Source organism: Bradyrhizobium sp. SZCCHNR1043 (assembly GCF_032489675.1).
Classification (GTDB): Bacteria; Pseudomonadota; Alphaproteobacteria; order Rhizobiales; family Xanthobacteraceae; genus Bradyrhizobium.
In genome coordinates this window covers 1-17,972 of record NZ_JAUEYN010000018.1, presented here as the reverse complement: position 1 = coordinate 17,972, position 17,972 = coordinate 1, and the positions used below count along the sequence as shown (strand labels likewise).

General features: G+C 65.3%; 16 protein-coding genes. 7 read left to right on the top strand and 9 right to left on the bottom strand.

The window, feature by feature from the left end; all coding sequences use genetic code 11:
- Nucleotides 1-258: 258 nt before the first annotated feature.
- Nucleotides 259-1,326 carry a histidinol-phosphate transaminase gene (hisC, locus tag QX039_RS28685; RefSeq protein WP_315773656.1) on the top strand — a complete coding sequence of 356 codons (1,068 nt, stop codon included), beginning with the start codon at nucleotides 259-261 and terminating at the stop codon, nucleotides 1,324-1,326.
- An 87-nt stretch (nucleotides 1,327-1,413) separates the two neighbouring features.
- On the opposite strand, the gene draG is transcribed toward hisC, so the two are convergent.
- Entirely contained in the window at nucleotides 1,414-2,304 is an 891-nt protein-coding gene (gene draG / locus QX039_RS28680; protein WP_315773658.1) for an ADP-ribosyl-[dinitrogen reductase] hydrolase, read from the bottom strand.
- Between the two features lie 12 nt (nucleotides 2,305-2,316).
- Complete coding sequence (locus QX039_RS28675) at nucleotides 2,317-3,141, bottom strand: NAD(+)--dinitrogen-reductase ADP-D-ribosyltransferase (RefSeq protein ID WP_315773660.1); 825 nt, start codon at nucleotides 3,139-3,141, stop codon at nucleotides 2,317-2,319.
- A gap of 780 nt (nucleotides 3,142-3,921) precedes the next feature.
- Between QX039_RS28675 and QX039_RS28670 the strand changes: the two genes are divergently transcribed.
- A complete protein-coding gene (locus QX039_RS28670; protein ID WP_315773662.1) occupies nucleotides 3,922-4,245 on the top strand; it encodes a hypothetical protein in 324 nt (107 codons plus the stop codon).
- Nucleotides 4,246-4,347: 102 nt separating this feature from the next.
- Here QX039_RS28670 and QX039_RS28665 read toward each other — a convergent pair whose 3' ends face one another.
- Nucleotides 4,348-5,904 (bottom strand): glycosyltransferase family 39 protein, encoded by a 1,557-nt coding sequence (locus tag QX039_RS28665; protein ID WP_315773664.1) that lies wholly within the window; start codon nucleotides 5,902-5,904, stop codon nucleotides 4,348-4,350.
- 468 nt (nucleotides 5,905-6,372) lie between these two features.
- Here QX039_RS28665 and QX039_RS28660 point away from each other — a divergent pair, with 468 nt between their 5' ends.
- Nucleotides 6,373-7,044 (top strand): response regulator transcription factor, encoded by a 672-nt coding sequence (locus QX039_RS28660; RefSeq protein ID WP_315734907.1) that lies wholly within the window; start codon nucleotides 6,373-6,375, stop codon nucleotides 7,042-7,044.
- A gap of 5 nt (nucleotides 7,045-7,049) precedes the next feature.
- Nucleotides 7,050-8,501 (top strand): HAMP domain-containing sensor histidine kinase, encoded by a 1,452-nt coding sequence (locus QX039_RS28655; protein WP_315734906.1) that lies wholly within the window; start codon nucleotides 7,050-7,052, stop codon nucleotides 8,499-8,501.
- A 42-nt stretch (nucleotides 8,502-8,543) separates the two neighbouring features.
- Here QX039_RS28655 and QX039_RS28650 read toward each other — a convergent pair whose 3' ends face one another.
- Nucleotides 8,544-9,707, bottom strand: a complete 1,164-nt coding sequence (locus QX039_RS28650; protein ID WP_315773666.1) for a hypothetical protein — start codon at nucleotides 9,705-9,707, stop codon at nucleotides 8,544-8,546.
- A gap of 292 nt (nucleotides 9,708-9,999) precedes the next feature.
- A complete protein-coding gene (locus QX039_RS28645; protein ID WP_315773668.1) occupies nucleotides 10,000-10,950 on the bottom strand; it encodes an aldo/keto reductase in 951 nt (316 codons plus the stop codon).
- A gap of 251 nt (nucleotides 10,951-11,201) precedes the next feature.
- Between QX039_RS28645 and QX039_RS28640 the strand changes: the two genes are divergently transcribed.
- Nucleotides 11,202-12,440, top strand: a complete 1,239-nt coding sequence (locus tag QX039_RS28640; protein WP_315773670.1) for an NF038122 family metalloprotease — start codon at nucleotides 11,202-11,204, stop codon at nucleotides 12,438-12,440.
- 216 nt (nucleotides 12,441-12,656) lie between these two features.
- On the opposite strand, the gene QX039_RS28635 is transcribed toward QX039_RS28640, so the two are convergent.
- Entirely contained in the window at nucleotides 12,657-12,872 is a 216-nt protein-coding gene (locus QX039_RS28635) for a hypothetical protein (RefSeq protein ID WP_315773672.1), read from the bottom strand.
- A gap of 369 nt (nucleotides 12,873-13,241) precedes the next feature.
- Between QX039_RS28635 and QX039_RS28630 the strand changes: the two genes are divergently transcribed.
- On the top strand, nucleotides 13,242-13,634 hold the full coding sequence (locus QX039_RS28630) for a hypothetical protein (protein ID WP_315734901.1): 393 nt from the start codon (nucleotides 13,242-13,244) through the stop codon (nucleotides 13,632-13,634).
- A gap of 31 nt (nucleotides 13,635-13,665) precedes the next feature.
- On the opposite strand, the gene QX039_RS28625 is transcribed toward QX039_RS28630, so the two are convergent.
- Together QX039_RS28625 and QX039_RS28620 are read right to left on the bottom strand one after the other, a co-directional pair.
- Nucleotides 13,666-13,881, bottom strand: a complete 216-nt coding sequence (locus QX039_RS28625; RefSeq protein WP_315773674.1) for a hypothetical protein — start codon at nucleotides 13,879-13,881, stop codon at nucleotides 13,666-13,668.
- Nucleotides 13,882-13,919: 38 nt separating this feature from the next.
- Nucleotides 13,920-15,107, bottom strand: coding sequence for a TCR/Tet family MFS transporter (locus QX039_RS28620; protein WP_315773675.1), 1,188 nt, complete (start codon nucleotides 15,105-15,107; stop codon nucleotides 13,920-13,922).
- Here QX039_RS28620 and QX039_RS28615 point away from each other — a divergent pair.
- Nucleotides 15,085-15,453, top strand: a complete 369-nt coding sequence (locus tag QX039_RS28615) for a hypothetical protein (protein WP_315773676.1) — start codon at nucleotides 15,085-15,087, stop codon at nucleotides 15,451-15,453. The two genes, QX039_RS28620 and QX039_RS28615, sit on opposite strands and share 23 nt — an antisense overlap.
- Nucleotides 15,454-15,556: 103 nt before the next feature.
- Here QX039_RS28615 and QX039_RS28610 read toward each other — a convergent pair whose 3' ends face one another.
- On the bottom strand, nucleotides 15,557-17,626 hold the full coding sequence (locus tag QX039_RS28610; RefSeq protein ID WP_315773677.1) for an acyltransferase family protein: 2,070 nt from the start codon (nucleotides 17,624-17,626) through the stop codon (nucleotides 15,557-15,559).
- Between the last annotated feature and the right edge of the window lie 346 nt (nucleotides 17,627-17,972).

The following is a 17,972-nucleotide window of genomic DNA, read 5'->3' as shown; positions in this document are numbered from 1 at the left end:
ACGGTTCGACCCCGACCTTGTAGGAGGATGTGCGATAAAAGGCTCGAAATTAAGGACTTTTGCGTCTATCGTTGCGCTGTGGCGTACAGTCGGATAGCGTGGCGAAGCAATGTTTTTGAACTACGAATCTGAGGGTCGGACGTTCGAATCGTTCCGGGCGCGCCATTTGCCGATGATCCACACCACGTTCAGTTCGCACGTCCATCGCTTCCGATCGATGCGTCGATCGGCGGATCTCGGGTGCGCAGGAGAGCAATCTTGAGTCGCTTCTGGTCAGAGCTCGTTCATGGGCTGTCGCCCTATGTGCCTGGCGAGCAGCCGCAGATCCCGGGCCTGGTCAAGCTCAACACCAATGAGAGCCCGTTCGGGCCGTCGCCGAAGGCGATCGAGGCCATACGGGCCGCCGCTGCCGACACCTTGCGGCTCTATCCAGATCCCCAGGCAACGCGGCTGCGCGAGGTGCTCGCGGTCTATCACAAGGTCTCACCCGAGCAGGTGTTCGTCGGCAACGGCTCGGACGAGGTGCTCGCGCATACCTTTGCGGCGCTCCTGAAGCAACCTGCGCCGCTGCTGTTCCCTGACGTGACCTACAGCTTCTATCCGGTCTACTGCCGGCTGCTCGGAATCGATTACGCGACCGTTCCGCTCGATGCCGAGATGCGAGTGCGTATCGACGATTATGTCGACCGCCCCGGCCCCGTGATCGTGGCCAATCCGAATGCGCCGACCGGAATTGCGCTGTCGCGTGCCGAGATCGCACGGTTGGCTGCTGCCCACAGCGATGTGGCCGTCGTCATCGACGAGGCCTATGTCGATTTCGGCGCCGAGACTGCGATCCCTTTGATCTCCGAGCATCCCAACCTGCTGGTGGTGCAGACGATGTCGAAATCGCGCGCGCTGGCCGGGCTGCGGGTCGGCTACGCGATCGGCGCCGCCGGCCTGATCGAAGGCCTGACGCGGGTCAAGGACAGCTTCAACTCCTACCCGCTCGGTCGGCCCGCCCAGGCCGGCGCGATCGCCTCGATCGAGGACGACGCCCATTTCCAGCAGGCGCGCTCGGTCATCATGAAGAACCGCGCCGACCTCACCGCCGCGCTGGCCCGTCTCGGCTTCGAGGTCCTGCCGTCCAGCGCCAATTTCGTCTTCGTCCGTCATCCTGATCATTCCGGCCAGGCGCTGGCCACGGCCTTGCGTCAGCGCGCCGTGCTCGTCCGCCATTTCACCGCCCCGCGGATCGCGGACTATCTGCGTATCACCATCGGCTCGGAGACGGAGCTCGCGCGGCTGACGGACGCGCTGCGCGAGGTGCTGGCGCAGAATGGTTGAGAGTTGTGGCTGAGATGACGATCGGTCGGAGCCGATCCGCCACGACCGGCACACTCTGCGAAGTCTGGATGCCATTGGTCCCAGACATCAGACCCGAAGCACGCGCGCGATTTCCAGCAGCCGCGGCACCTGCGCGTGAATGGCTGCAGCCACGTCGCGGTCGAGCCTGTCGCGCCAGCGCGCAGGAATCGCCGCCAGCCCATAGGTGGCGCCGGCCAGCATGCCCGCGAGAGCGCCCGTCGTGTCGGCGTCGCCGCCCTGGTTGACGGTCTGCACCAGGCATTCTGTGAACGAGTCGATGGCGAGATAGTGGTGCAGCACGGTCTGCATGGTGTCGACGATGAAGGCCGAGCTCTGCCCGGGGTAGGGGACGAAGCTGAAGGCGCGGTGCTTGCCGATCAGAGCTTCGGCTTCGCGGCGGACGGCGTCCTGGCCCTCACCCTGCAGCAAGGCATGAGTCATGCGCACCAGCGCAACGCAGGCGTCGTCCGACAACGGATGATGGTGCGTGGCGCGCGCCTGCGCCAGCGTCCACGTCTCGGCGTTGTCCGGTGCCTCGAGCGTCGCGAGCGCCACTGGCAGTACGCGCATCGCCGCGCCATTGCCGGCGTCGCCTTCGGCGTAGACACCTTCGACCGTGCCGCGCATGACGTAACGGCGGATGCCGCGGCGGCAGGTGTTGCCGACATCGGCCGGCCCGGTCCGAAGCCATGCCGCGAACTCCTCGCAGACGTCGCGTGCGTCGAAGCCGCCATTGCGGATCAGCGAGCGTCCCAGCGCCAGCGACATCTCGGTGTCGTCGGTGACCTCGCCCGGCTTCAGCTTCAGCCAGCCGCCGCCGATGATGTCGCGATGCACGCCATATTGCGCGGCGATCTCGTCTCGGGTCATGAACTCGACGGTGGCGCCGAGCGCGTCGCCGATGGCAAAGCCGAGATAGGCCGCGAGCGCGCGTTCCTCGACATCGAGTGCGGTCATGCTGCGATCCGCTCACACATAGTCGACGCTCACGCGGTAGTCGCCGCCGATCACGAGGTATTCGCCTTCGCCCTTCAGCGCATGTGATGACAGCAGGCCGTTGAAGAACACGATCTTGCTGACGGGGACGTGCGCGGTGAGGATCATGTCGCCGAAGCAGCCGGCGGTGTCGCGGTCGGAGGAGAACGAGACGAGATTATTGAGCCGGACCACCGCCTCGCGCCGCGTCGTTCGCTCCACGATCCAATGCTCGTCGAACGAATTGACGCCGCGATGCAGCGTCAGATGCGTCTGGTCGGGAAAGGTGAAGCGGCGCATGGCCCATTGGCAGAATTCGAACAGCAGATCGAGCTGCACCCAGATCGTATTGTTGTGGAAGCGGCTCGACATCTTCTCCTCGACATAGGTCGTCCAGGCCCGGCTTGCCACGGCTTCGATAGCCTCCTTGTGGAACGATGGGCCGAGGCCGAACCGGCTCTCGACCCAGCCCTTGAGCACGGCGCCTTCCGGGCCGTTGCTGTCGAAGCCCCAGCCCTGGATCAGCCGCAGGAAGGACGAGCGGAAACGCCGCTGGCCGCCGGACGTCGCGGCGCGTTGCTCGGGATCGAGGCCGAACATCGCCATCATGTAGGTGGTGAAGGCTTCGCCGGCTTCGGCGAGATGTTCGGCCTGATCGAGCATCGTGAACAGGCTGGGGTTCATCTCGGTGACGCCCCAGATGTGCAGCGGCACCGCCGCCTCGTTGAAGGCAGCGCTCGCCAGCCACTCGGAAGGACGCCCCACGAGGTTGGTGGAATGGCCGATGCCGCGGCGGGCGCGCTGTGCTGCGTCGTTCATGGTCGGCATGATGCCGGGTCGCGCAGTATAAGGGAAGCCGTCGGTACTGACATGGCGGAGAGCTTCTGATTGTCAGCTGCAACCGCCCCAGCCGGTGCTACCATGACCACCGCAACCCCGCCGCTTGGCGCCTTCGAAATCGCCCGCAGGCAACTGCGTCGCCGTTGCGCTGTCGGAGCGGTTCGTCTGTGAAGTGCATCGAGCGCGCCTGCCGAGAGCGTTGTCTTCGATCCATTCGAAACCGGCTGCTCGATCGCGCGCAGTGTGTCAGCACGGAGGGCAATCAGCACGATCGCGTTGAATTCTTCCCGGCGTCCACGGGTGAGATGCCCGCGTCATCTGCGTCTACTGTAATGCTGCGGTAAGGCCGTGACGCTAGCTTCAATGCGTCCTTACGACCGACATCACATCGGTTTCGCCATCGACAGCGTGTCACGATGAGCCATGGCTCGCCGTCTCTCGATGTGGTGTTCGATCGGAAGGACATTGGAGCGCCGCCGCAGACCCGAAAGCCCGGCCTGATCAGGTCGGCTCCGTCCCACCTGCGGCACCTTCCATCATGATCTGGCGCCGCATGGCTTCGAACGTCGTCGGAGTCCAGTGAGCGGGCCGTTCGGTTTGTGTCCCAGCCCCACACGTCCGAACGGCCTGCAATGATGGACCTCGTGGTGACACTCGCGCTCACATGTTGGTCGCATCGTCTTGCGTCTGTAATGATACCGTAAGCCGCAGCCGCGAGTCTCCCGCAGCGACGGCTGAGCTGATCGCAAGGAGAACCCAATGAAACGAATTTGCGCGCTTATGATCGTGGCCTCGACCATGGCAGGCACGATCGCGACGCCGGCCAATGCCGGTGGCAACCGCGGAGCGGCGGTGGCGGCCGGCGTCGTCGGAGGTCTGGCGATCGGAGCCCTGATCGGGTCTGCGGCAACCGCCCGTTCCGCGCCCACCTATGTCTACAGCTACGAGGATTATCCGCCGCCGCGGGTCGTCTATCGTCGTCACCGCGTCTATGAGTACGACGCGGAATACGGCAACTATGGCGACGGCTATGTGTCCGGCTACCGGGACGGCTATTCCGACGGATCCTGGGACAACGACTGAGACCGCCGCCCAAGGACAAGGTCCCGCCGACGCGGGACCTTGTCCTTGATCCGAATGTTCGGATCCGCTGACGAGGCTGCCGCGTCCAGCGTTGCCTCAACCCTATGGTTCCTTCGGCCGTGTCACCAGGAATGCGACCACAGTCCGTGTGCATCCCGTCCAGCCGAGCAGCCGGGCCTGCACCGCGAACTCGCGCTTGACGTAGTTGCCGGATCCGGCGGCCGCCGCTTCCGCGGCGGCGATGCAATCCGCCTGGTCGCGGAAGCACAGCGAAATCCAGCCTCCGCTGCCAGAGTCCGCACCGGTCTGGTGGGCTGTGGTGGGCAGACCGTAAGCGGGATGATCGGCACTGTAGAAGGTGGTTGCGAGCGCAAGGCTCTCGGTGCCGCCGACATGCTCGAGCGGCTTCCCCGTCAACTCCCGCCATTGTCGCGTCGCTTCCCGCGCGGTCTGCTGGTAGAAGGTACGACCTTCCTCATAGCCGTGCTTGTTGCGATAGAAGGCGTGGAGCGGCGCCGCAACGATCGCAGCCAGGACGGCGATCCCGGCCGTCAGCACCGCGATGTTGACGGTATGAAAGCGCGCGATCGGATAGCTGGTGCCGCAGACGACGACCACGACGAACAGGAACAGTCCCTGCAGCGCCCATAGCGACGGCAGGTCGGTGCCCATGACCAGCGCGTTGATGACGGGCAGGCCGAGCGTGCCGACGGCGATATATGACAACAGCCGGAGGCCGTCGTTCAGCGTGGCCATCTCCGTGGAGAAAGACCTGATCCTGGCGCCGGCGACGATCAGCCAGGTCGCGGCCGGCACGGCCATCGCGGCCGCGAGCCCCAGCAGGAAGAACAGGGAATCCCGTAACGACGTGGACAGGTTGGACCTGGCGTGCAGCAGCGCGTACTGAATGGGGGCCGCATCGTTGGCGACGAGCCAGTCGAGATGCATCGACAGCGCGGCGAGGCCCACGACGCCGGAGATCCACGGCGATGCCGATGTGAAGTAGGCGCGTCGCTGCGGATGCGCCATGGCGGCAAATGCGAAGCTCATCACCAGAAAGATCGAGTAGTACTTGCCGAGCAGCGCGAGCGCGGCCGTCAGGCCGGCGGCCGCCGCCCAGGGCAGTGTTCGCGTTTCGAACGCGCGCAGGAAGCAGTAGGTGGCGAGCGGCCACGTCGCGAGCTGCACCGAGTTGGCGTTGAAGCGCTGTGCGTGAAACTGATAGGCCGGCGTCAGCATCAGCAGCAGCAGCACGATCACCCGCTTGTCCCCAGTGACGAAACGGCGCGAGACGAGATCGACGCACCACAGCGCCAGCGCCGCATTGGTCATCGCCATCAGGTGGAATGACCAGTCGGAGAGAGGGAAGACGGCGGTCCAGGCGCCGGCGATCCAGCCCATCAGCGGTGGATGCTTGTCGTAGCCCCAGGCGAACTGCCGTCCGAATGTCCAGGTCTCGAGAACGTCGGGATGCAGGCCGGCGCCGGCATAGGCTATCGAGAGATAGGCCGTCCACACGGCCACGAAGCACGTCAGCAGCAGCGGCACCGCCCAGCCGGCCTCGATGCCGTCCAGCCAGCGCAGGAATGGAATGCGCCAGGCTGCCGGATGGCTGTCCGACCGTTCAGCGACGGTCGAGAACGCAAACTCGTGGAACATGCCGGTGTGCATCAAAAATGGTGCGTCGAACGGGACGTTCGGTGAGCGGCCGCGGCCGATAATTGGGGGCGGACCGTCCGGTGTGTCCGGTCGATCATGCGGCAGGCTCCATGCGAGCGAATCCTCGGCGTTTGTTTGAGTGCGCCAGTCTCGGCCAAGACGATTACGAAAGGCTGACGCCGCCGGCTTGCCGGCCGATGGAAAAACGGATCATCGCGGCGGGGCACGTCATACGACCGCAATCGCGCCAGCCGAGAAGCGGTTCAGCTTGCAATCGGAGATGTCGCGATAGGGCCAGTGCCCGCCAGCAGCGTGGAGTATATGAGCTACGCGCGATCGGCGCTGGCAGAACGAGTCAACTTCGCTTGCGCGATCAAACAAAAGTATCAGAACACCGCCGACGTAATCCTATTGTAATCCCTCCGTAATGATAGGAACAGCCGATTGTCGATGATGCGGGAGAATCGCGTGCGCGTTCTGGTCGTTGAGGATGACCCCCAGCTGGGGATCTGGCTGCGGGATGCGCTCGCGACGGCGTTCGGCTCGTCGGACATCGTCACGACGCTCGACGAAGGGCGTGCGGCGATCGCCGTGCGCAATTTTGAGCTCGTGGTGATCGACCGCGGCCTCCCGGACGGCGACGGGCTGGCGCTGTTGCCGGATCTGCGGCAGCAGAAGCCGAGCCCGGCGACGGTCGTGCTGACCGCGCTCGATGACCCCGCCGACATCGCGCGTGCGCTCGACGAAGGCGCCGACGACTACGTCGCCAAGCCGTTCGAGCCGATCGAGCTGGTGGCACGGGCGAGGGCGGTGCTGCGCCGGCTGTTTCTCGACCGCGGCGCGACGGTCTCCATCGCCAATCTGAGCTACGACATCGTCAATCGCGCCGTCTGCGTCGAGGACGTGCCCATCGTGGTGCCGCGGCGCGAGCTGGCAATCCTTGAGGCGCTGGTCCGCCGCAGCGGGCGGGTGGTCCTGCGCGAGACGCTCGAAGCCGCGGCCTACGGCTTTGAGGACGAGATCCAGTCGAATGCCATCGAGGCCCACGTCTCGCGGTTGCGCCGCCGGCTGCGCGAGGCCAATTGCAAGGCCGCCATCAGGCCGGTGCGCGGCCTCGGCTATCTCCTCAGCGGCGAGTGACGCAGGTGAGGTGGCAGAAGCTCAGCCGTATCCGCCGCTCGATCACGTTGCTCTCGGCGACGCTGATCGGGGTGGTCACCACCATCATGCTGATCTGCGCGGCCGCCCTGCTGATCCGGTTCGGCGGCGACGATGACGGCACATGGGGCGCCGCCGACGTCGCCGATGCGCTGAAGGAGGCCGTATCCCGCGATGCCGGCGGCCACCTGCTCATCAAGCAGACGTCGCGTCTCGACAAGATCATCCAGGATTTCCCGACATTCTGGTACGTCGTCTCCGACAAGAGCGGCGAGGTCAGCTACGGGCCGATTCCGAAATGGCGTCCGCACAAGCCTCCGTCGTCGCAGGACGGCACCAGCTTTCTGGCCTATGCGATCGATGGCGAGACGCGGAATTTCAAACGCATGACGGCCGTTCGGAATACGCCGGTCGGTGAGGTCTGGATCGAGACCGGCGGCGTCGCCTATACGTCGACGCAGCTGATGCTGGGCACGCTGACCGACGCGACGGTCGTTGCGCTTCCAATCATCCTGGTGCTGGTCGTGACGGTATTCGCGGCCCTGGTGTTCGTGCCGACGCTGATCGCGCGCCCGGTTCGTGCGGTGGCGCGCGCGGCCGAGATGATCGACGGCGTGCCGGACGGCCGACGGCTGCCCGAGCGGGACGCGCCGGCGGAATTGCTGCCGCTGGTCACCGCGTTCAATCGCGCCCTGTCGCGCATCGATCATGCCGCGGAGGCGCAGCGCAACTTCCTGTCCAACGCGGCGCATGAGCTGCGGACGCCGCTGACCAATGCGCGGACCATGCTCGAGGCAATCCCGGATGCTGGCTTGCGGGCACGTCTCGTCGGCGAGAACCAGAAGCTGTCGTCGATCGTCACCATGCTGCTGCAACTGGCGCGCATTTCGATGGAGCCGGTCGAGCTGACCGAGATCGATCTGGTGGCGCTGGCCCGGCGCGTCACGGCCGAGCATGTGCCGATGGCGCTGAAGGCCGGCCTCGAGATCGGCTTCGCCGGATGCGATGCGCCGGTCTCGATCCTCGGCTCGGAGCCCGCGTTGGCGGTCGCGCTCTCCAACCTGATCAGGAACGCCGTCATGCATGCCGGCGCCGGCGGTCCGATTCTCGTCGAGGTCGACGCGTCGGCGCGCCTGAGCGTGATCGATTCGGGGCCGGGCCTGCAGGCCGATCAGCCCGAGCGCCTGCTGCAGCCGTTCGAGCGCGGCCGCGCCCATGGCGACGGCATGGGGCTCGGGCTCTCGATCGTGTCGCAGGTCATGGCGACGCATCACGGCCGCGTGGCGTTGCGTGAGACGCCAGGTGGCGGCACCACGGTCGAGCTCAGCTTCGCGCCTGCCGCGCCTCAGCCGGGCGGTGCACCGGCGGCGGCCGAGGCGGCAATCCCGGCGGTCCGCCGCACAGCCGAGAAGGCCGCGCCGCCGCCGCGCTCCGTTTAACGATTCCGCGCCCCGACCTCGCGAGCCTCGCGCGGCCCGCGCTCAGCGCGGCTCCCTGCTCCGCTGCCACTTCAGGAAGTCGCTGTAGAGTCTCGCGGCCTCGTCCGGCGACATCCGCGCCTGCGCCTTGCGCTCGTCGAGAAACTTGCGGAATTCGGCCGGGTTGGCATCCTGGCCCGGCGACTGCATCGTGCGGGCGCCGTCGAGCCATTCCTGCGCCGCCTTGAAGCGGACCAGGCCCTGCACCGGCGCCGACAGCACGGTGTCGCGCCATTTCGGATGCCGCGGCGGCGATTGCAGCACCTGGATCTTGCCGAACAGCGCGTCGACGAACCGCGCCGTGCGGCGATAGCGCTCGCTGTTCTCCGGCCAATTGTAGACCATCAGCACGGTCGAGGCGGCGACGGTCTCGACCTTGGTGCCGGGCGGCACCAGGTTCGGATATTCCTCGGACGAGAACGACGACGGCAGATAGATGTCCTGCAGCGCGTGGTCATAGGGGATCGTCAGGAGATGCAGCCGGCCGCCCTCGTTCTTGATGCCCTTGATGATCGGCGCGTCCTTCGACACCGAGGCGATCCAGGCATCGCCCTGGCCGTCGATCAGCTTCTGCAGCCCGCCGGTCGGATCAGTCTGGGAGTCGATGTCGGCGCGGATGCCGAGCCGGCGGAAGATCGTGCGCGCCGCCGGCAGGCCGATCGAGCGCTCGGCGAACACCCGCCGTCCATTGAGATCCTCCAGCGAGCGGATCTCGCGCCGCGCGACGATGTGGACGTCGTTGTGGAAGAGCTGCGCGATGTAGCGCACGCGCTGGGCAATGTCTGGAATGTTGTATTCCGTCTTCACGAATTCCAGCGCGTCGGTGGTGACGAAGCCCATGTCGATGTTCTTCAACATGATGATGTCGATGAGGTTCTGCGCCGAGCCCCTGCCGAGGATCGGCAGCACGCGCAGGCTCTCGCCCTCGTCGAGCACCGCGGCCATGTCGGAGCCCATGACCGACATCGGCCCGCCGATCGGCGCGGTGATCACGGTGACGGTGCCGGAGTTCAGCGCCTCGCGGTCCGGCAGCGTACCGACGGCGCCGCCGGCCGGCGGGCGCTGCGGCAATTGCTGCGCTCGGGCGCTGCCAGCCAGCGCCACAAGGGATGACAGAACACATGCAAATACGAATGCGCCAACAGCTACGCGCGCGACACGATTCACCGAACGCTTCCTCGATACATTCTAAATTGACAGTGGACTTAGCAGTTCGATCCCGGCCGAAGTTTGGCCGTGAGGTGGCGATCCGCGAGATGCTGCAAAGTCGCCCGGCCCGCTTCACGGCTGTGCTGAAAATGCGGTGCAGGAGCAGCGTGATCAAGTGCCGCGATCGAGGACCGGCGCTGAGCGCGCCGAATCCTCGATCACAGGCCGTGTTCGGTGGAGAACGATCGTACTGCGTGCGTGTCGAAGCGTCGCATGCTCGGCGCTGAATGATGGCGCCGCGCGCCGGCGCTCACGCGCTGGCCGCGTCGAGCCGCGCGACCTGATCCGCGGTCAGCGCGAGCTCCGTCGCCGCCACCAGGATGTCGACGTGCTCGGGCCTGGTGGCGCTGGCGATCGGCGCCGTCACCGACGGCTTCGCCAGCAGCCACGCCAGCGCGATCGATGCCTGCTGCGCTCCGGTCTCCCTTGCGACCGCGTCCAGCGCGGCGAGGATGCGCATGCCGCGCTCGTTCATGTATTTCGGGATGCCGCGCTGTCCGCGCGGGCTCTTGCCGAAATCGGCCTCCGAGCGATACTTGCCGGTGAGGAAGCCGGCGGCCAGCGAGAAGAAGGTGATGACGCCGACGCCGTAGTTCTCGCAGACGCGTTGCAGCGCGCCTTCGTAGGATGCGCGCTCGGCGAGGCTGTATTCCGGCTGCAGGCTCTCATAGCGCGGCAAGCCGCTCTTCGCCGACAGCTCGAGCGCGGCCTGCAGCCGCTCGGCCGAGAAGTTCGAGGCGCCGATGACCCGCACCTTGCCGGCCTTGATCAGCCTGTCGTAGGCCGCCAGCGTCTCCTCCTGCGGCGTCGTCTCGTCGTCCTTGTGCGACTGATAGAGATCGATCACGTCCGTCTGCAGCCGGCGCAGGCTGTCCTCCACCGCGCGCGCGATGTAGTCGGCCTTCAGCCCGACCTTGCCGTCGCCCATGTCCATGCCGACCTTGGTGGCGAGGATGACACGATCGCGATTGCCGCGCAGCTTCATCCACTTGCCGATGATGGTCTCGGACTCGCCGCCGCTGTGGCCGGGCACCCAGCGCGAATAGACGTCCGCCGTGTCGAGGAAGTTGATCCCGGACTCCAGCACCTTGTCGAGCAGGCGGAACGAGGCCGCCTCGTCCACCGTCCAGCCGAACACGTTGCAGCCGAAGCAGAGGGGCGGAACGTTGAGGCCGGAACGGCCGAGCGGGCGCATCTTCATGGGAGGCTCTCGATCTGAATGATGTTGGCTGCATCCATCGCGGACGCCTGCCGCAGATTGCCGTCATTCGTCGCGCGAGACCAGCGCGGCAGGAGCATGGCGGGCCCGCCCGGCCGCATCCAAACCGTGGCGCGGCTGCCCCGAAGTGGGTCCGGCAGCGTCAGACTTTTCACTCACTTGCCGATGATGGTCGCAGCCTGCGAACGCCTCGCAGCTGGAGACGCGGGGGCCATGATCAAGGAGTCCGTCTGATGAACACGCTGACCTATGACCAGCTCGGGCTGAGCTCAGATGGCCTCATGATGCCCGATCCGGCCGCGGCGGCGAAGAACACGACGACCAATATGGCTGCGGCCGCCCCGCCTGTCGTGCTGCCGCCCGGCGCGGTGTCGGATCCGGTGGTGCATGCCGACGGCTCCGAGACCGTCTCGGTTCATACCGGCGGACTCACCTTCAACCTCACCTTCGATGCCGCCGCCGCTGCCGCGCCCGAAAGCTTCCGCGCCGGTGTCGAGCAGGCCGCGGCGATCCTGTCCTCGGCGATCACCGATCAGGCCACGGTCAACCTCGCGATCGATTTCGCCGGCACCGGCGGCGGCGCCGGCGCCAATGTCTCCAATGGCGTGCTCGCCAACTACGCGCAGCTCCGAACCGATCTGCAGGACCACGCGGCGGCCGGCGACACGGTGTTCGACAACCTGCCGACGGGGCGGGCAGTGCAGGGCCATTCCCAGGTGTTCGTCGCCAACGCCCAGGCCAAGGTGCTCGGGCTCATCGATCCAAACAGCACGACGACGGAGGACGGCTTCGCCGTCTTCAACACCGACATCCCGACGCAGTCGCTGGTCGGCGTCGCGCTGCACGAGCTGTCGCATGCGCTGGGACGGGTGCCGTCGCCGGGCAATCTCGACATCTTCGACCTGTTCGACTTCACCAAGCCGGGGCAGCATCTGATCAACAACAGCATCAGCTCGGCGCCGCCGGCCTATTTCTCGCTCGACGGCGGGCTCACCAAGATCGCCGATTACGGCCAGATGTCGGACCCGGCCGACTTCCTCAACACCGGCATCCAGGGCGCCCGCGATCCCTTGAACGAGTTCTACAATCCGACCACGTCGCAGACGCTGTCGCCGATCGATCTCGTGGTGCTGGAGACGCTCGGCTACAATATCTCGACCCCAGACACGCAGGCGCTACTCGCCCAGATCCCGCACGCCGCCGGGGTCGCCGCACCGGTGCAGACGCCGCAGCAGGCCGTCGCGATCGCCTCCGCCGTGGCCGCCGAGACGGCCGCCAGCCTCACCAAGCTGGGTGATGCCGCCGGCGCCGCGCAGGTGCTGGCGAATGCCCAGGCCGACGCTGCTGCGCTGAATGGCACCGATGCCGGCGCGAACCATGACCACGCAACGGCCTATGCGTCCTATTCCGCCGAGCCGCACCACGATCCGATGATGCTCGCGATGCATCTGCACGCGATCAGTGCGAACTGAGGCGGTCGCTACCAGCAGAGGATCGATTGGGCGCGAGAAGGTCATCGCGTAGTCGATCTAGGTCATGCCCGCCATTTCATCGTCGTCATGGCCGCGCTTGCCCCGGCCATCTCCGTCGCACTCGCCTGAACTGAAAGGCGTGATGTAGCCAGGCGATCGGGCGGATCGGAGGTGCGGTCCGCTCACGATCAATCGCCATGTGTCCGACGCGACAGGTCAGGATCGCTCGCGGTCGCGTTGTCGGTTGAGTTGACGCAAATAGCTCAAACCGCAGACGGTCAGCCGGCCGGGATCATCCACGCCCTGATCGGCCATCCCGCGCATGTGCCGCGCCGGCGCGCGCCGCGTCGCCTGGTCCAGATCGTGTCTGGCCATGCGGCGATAGATCTGCATCGCTCGCGAGAGCGGCTTGGCAAGTTCGATCCGAGGCATCGAAGTCAACGGAAGCCGGCGGCGATCGTTCCGAATGCCGGCCCATCATCGGAGCCAACTGGTGCGCCGCTGATTTCGCTCACGCGCAAACGATGCGGATGGTCCCCGCGTTCGGCTCCTACCGATAGACGACGATCGCTGCTGGCGGGTTGACCTCAACCTCAGTCTCCGACCGCCATGTCAAGACATCTCCGGGGCAAAAGCACCAAGTCTGGACGCGTCGCATATTGCATGGTTCACGGGAACTCGCGTATCCTTCAGGTAGCGTGAAGACGACGGTGATCACTCGGGGCGAGGCGATCGTTGGGCGCTGGGGGACGGTTCATGGGAATGAAGTTCGCTTTGCGTGCGGCGCTGACGGCGGCTGCCATGGCGCTGCTCGGTGGATGTGCGACGTCGCCGGAGGGCCTGAATTCGCGCGACGTTGCCGATAGCAGAAGCTTTTCCGAAAGCTACGAGGAAATCTACCGCCGCTTGATCGAGACCGGCAAGCGCTGCAATCCGCCCGTCCCGGTCTTCAGTCCAGGCAACCCGGCCCAGGGACAGATCGAAGCCGAAGGCGAACTGCACCGCGACCGCGGCTTCGCGGAGTTTCGCCTGGTCGCCGGCAGCTATGGGATCCGGATGAACTACTTCGTCGCGGCGCGCATCGAAAAATCCGGCTCTGGATCCCGCGTGACCATCAAGGTCAGCAACCCGATGGGAGCAGGCCCCCTGAGCAGCCGCATCTATCGCTGGGCCGGTGGGGACTCGAGCTGCTAGCGCGGGCGGCGTGCCTTGATCAGGATCGTTATCAGGATCGTTCGCGGCCGCGTTGGCGGTCGAGCTTGCGCAGATAGCTGAGGCCGCAGACGGTCAGCCGGCCGGGATCATGCACGCCTTGTTCGGCCAGCCCGCGGATATGCCGCGCGAGGGCGCGTCGCGTTCCCTGGTCGAGATCGTGTCCGGCCACGCGGCGATAGATCTGCGTCGCGCGAGAGAGCGGCTTTACAAGTTCGATCTGAGGCATCGGGTCCAACGGACGGCGACGGCGATCGTTCCGATACATCAGGGCACAGCCGCCGGCTTGGCTGGGCGCAGCGTGAGAACGATGGGAACAGCGATCGCGTAGATGGCGACGACCGACAGCCAGATCGCCCCGGGCCATTCGTTCCTGACGGCGAAGTACAGGCTCGAGAAGCCGAGCGGCGCAACGATCGAGGCGAGGCTGACCGTGGCGGCGAGCACGCCCTGGAACTGGCCCTGCAAATGTGCGTCCACCTGCCGGGTGGCGATCGACTGCAGGGCCGGCATGCCCATGCCGCCGAGCGCGAACAGCGGCATGGCGCCAAACACCATCCAGCTCTGGTTGGCGAACGCCATGGCGGTGAGGGCCGTGCAGACACAGGTCACTCCGGTCAGGATGGCGCCGCGCTCGGTCAGCAATCTCACGGCCGGACCGGGAAGGAATATTTGGGCCAGCATCTGGCACACCCCGAAGGTGCCGAGCGACAGGCCGATCCAAAGACCGCTCCAGTGGAAGGTGTCGCCGCCCCACAGCGCCCAGCAGACGCCATAGGCCTCGCCGGTCGCGCTGAACAGGAAGAAGAGGAGAACGACCGGCAGCAGGCTCTTGACGGCGAACACCCAGCGCAGTGGCCGCAGCGGGTTCAGAACTGCGATCTCGATCTTGCCAGGGTCCGGTGGTCGCGATTCCGGCAGCATCAGCAACGCCAGCAGGACGTTGCATCCGTTCAATGCCGCCGCCACGACGAACGGCAGCCGCAGCCAATGGTCGCCGAGCGCGCCGCCGAGCACGGGCCCGATGATGAAGCCCATGCCGAACATCGCATTGAGGAGGCCGAAGCGGCGGGCCCGCTCGTCCTCGCGCGAGACGTCGGTGATGTAGGCCGTGGCCACCGAGACGTTGGCGCTGGTGACGCCGGCGATGGCGCGGCCAAGCAGGAGCATCCAGAGATCGGGCGCAGCCGCCAGGAACAGGTAGTTGACGATGGCGCCGGCCAGCGAGACCAGCAGCAGCGGGCGCCGGCCGAGCCGATCGCTCAGCGAGCCCAGCACCGGGGCGCAGATGAACTGCATCGCGGCGTAGAGCGCCGTCATGACGCCGAGAAGGGACGCCACGTTGTCGGCGTGCGTCACGTCGTGCAGCAGCGCCGGCAGGATCGGAAAGATCAGCCCAATGCCGACGGCATCGAGCACGATGGTGAGATAGATGACGGCAACAGCCCTGGTCATGGCGCGCTCCGGTCCACGCGAGCCGATGGCGCAAACACGCGCGACCGCTCGCTGGAGCCTGACGATCTGTCAGGCGATCGATGTGTGGGAGACGCTGGGCCGGTCCATGCCAAAAGGCAGATGGACGGCTTGTACTCGGCCGCAGGCAACGACCGCTTTTCGCGACAGGCGCCATCTACACGCCGAGATCGGGCGGCGCAAGCCGCTTTTTCCGAACGACGATCGGTGCATTCAATGCATATTCATCGATCCATCGCTGGAGCTCTGGCTCAATCCGCAGACTCACTACGACGCCAGATCGCGAGGCGCGATCTCGGCAAGGTTCTCGATCGCATCGAGACGGTGAACAAGCCGCTGGCGGTTTGAGCGGACAGGTCGGGCGATGGCAGGCGGACGTGGATGGGCTGCGCGGGACGTCTCGTGATCCGCCCCGGCAATGCGCCGTATCTTCACTGCACTCCTGGCCGGTCATCGAGAGTCCCCGTCCTGCCACCATGCGGCGGCGCGTCGTCACGCGTCCTCGGCGGACGTACGTCGCGTTGGATCAGCGGGGTGAGCAGGTGCTCGGCGAGGTAGAGGGACGCAAGCGGTCGCAGGTGCGCATTGTCGAAGCTCACGAGACCCTCGCGCCGGTTGCGATCGAGATAGATGAGGCAGCCTTCTCGATTGCAGAAGAAGTCATGAAGGCTCTGGTACTCGAACGGTTCGTTGGCCTGGAGCTCGTCTCGAAATGCCTTGTCGATGCCAAGCGCATGTTGGTCGAGGTGCGTCGAGATTCGTGCCGGTGTGAACTGCCAATAGTGCTGCATGACCACCTTGAAGAGGAACGGTTCCCAATGAGGCGCCAGTCCGAGCACGATCACCCGTTTCACGCCGATCCGTTTGATGTCCCGAGATACCTCGCGCAGGTACTCGGTATCGAAGGAATTGTTGAATGAGATGACCACGACATCAGGAACGACCTTTTTGATTGTCGACAGCGCAAAGGAGTTGGACATCTCGCAGTAGTCGGTCGTCAGTCTGGTCAGATCGATTGGGTGTGGACGGCACCCCGACGCATAAACGAGCAGCAGGGACGTATCGGACGGAAGCGTCTTCCGTAAGCCATGGAAGAGATGCGCCGAATGAGAGTCGCCCCAGAGCAGCACCGTTCTGCGAGAGTGGCTGGTGTAGCAGTCCGGGCTGATGCCGTCCCGAGGGACGCGCGTGGGAAGCGCACTCTCGAAGTTGTAGAAGTTGCATTGGTTCTGGTTGATTTCCACCAGCTCTTCCCGAGCCGGCGACACGCCCGTGCGGAATGAATCGAAATAGGCTGCGTAGCTGTTCAGATCGCCCGGCTTGAAGGTCCAGCCGTAGATCATGGTCAGAGCGCCGATTCCTGAGAGCGTCGCCGAGGCACCGCAGAGCAGTGGGACCGACCGCAAGGGCGATTGCCCAAACCGGATCGGACGTTCCAGAAATCGATAGGTGATCCAGGCCAAACCGGCGCTCAGCGCGATGACCCCGGATCGAAGCGGTGCGGAGCCTGCCTCGCCCATCCAGGCGCGAGTAAGGACGAGCAGAGGCCAATGCCAGAGATAGAGCGGGTAGCTGATCAGGCCGATTCCGACCAGGAAAGGATGCGAAAGAACGTATCGAGCGACCCAGCTATACGGTCCGGCGCCGACGAGCATGCAGGTCGCTGCGACAGGCAGCAGGGCTGCCCACCCGGGAAATGGAGTACTTCTCGAAATCAGGATCAGGCTCGCCGCCAACAGGACTATTCCCGACGCCGCGAGCCGATCGGAAATGGGTGATCGATGCCCCGTGTCAGGGACAGCGCCGAAGAGCGGCCGGGTGTATGGGGACGATGCGATCGCCAGCAGGCCGCCTGCAAACAGCTCCCATGCGCGCGTGAGCGGGGAGTAGAAGGCCTCGGTCGGGCTGGTGCCCATGGCTTTGATGTTCAGCAGAAATGATCCGAGGAGCAGCAGCCCCACGAGGTACGGCAGGGCGCGCTTCCTCGTCCGCCAGCACAGCCGCAGCAGCACCGGCCAGAGGATGTAATATTGCTCTTCTATGCCGAGCGACCATAGGTGAAGCAGCGGCTTCGTTTCCGCGGCCAGGTCGAAATAGTTGGCCTCCTTCCAGAACAGCAGGTTCGCGGCAAATCCGGCGCTCGCCGCAACTTGCTTGCCGAGCTCCTTGTATTCGTCGGTGTACAGAAGAATGCATCCGAGCAGGAGGGCGGCGAGAAGGACCACGATGAGGGCGGGGAAGATGCGCTTGACGCGACGAGCGTAGAAGGTCCGAAGACGAAATGATCCGTTCGCCAGATCCGCAACGATGATCGAGGTGATCAAGAACCCGGATATGACGAAGAAGATGTCGACTCCTATGAATCCGCCGCGAAGCACATGCGGAAAGGCGTGGAACACGACGACGGACATGACTGCGACAGCTCTCAGTCCGTCGATATCCGGCCTGTAGGCCGTGCCGACCACGGGAACCGGTTTCGAGCCGGCCACTGGCGCGTGCATGTGCGCTCTCTCCCCAAAAGAACGTTCGGCTTCCAATCGTCTTGGATGCAATCAAACTCGCGAAAATGTCTCTTGTACAATAATGGCGGACAGTGCGGGGCAAACGCAATCATGAATGAGCGTCGTGAGGAGGTGGTCGCCATCGGTGGCGAACGTCGGCACGTCCGTGCTCATCAGTTCTCTGTCGGCCCGACGGGCAATTCCCGCATCCCCGTCATGCGCAGATTGCCCGTCGAGCCTGTTTGTCGCACGTCGTTCGGCTTGCGCCATCGAGGCTGGGCAAGAACTCAGTGTTCACGGTAAGATTTGGGGGCATGACGAATCGGCCGTTCAAGAGCGGCGAGAG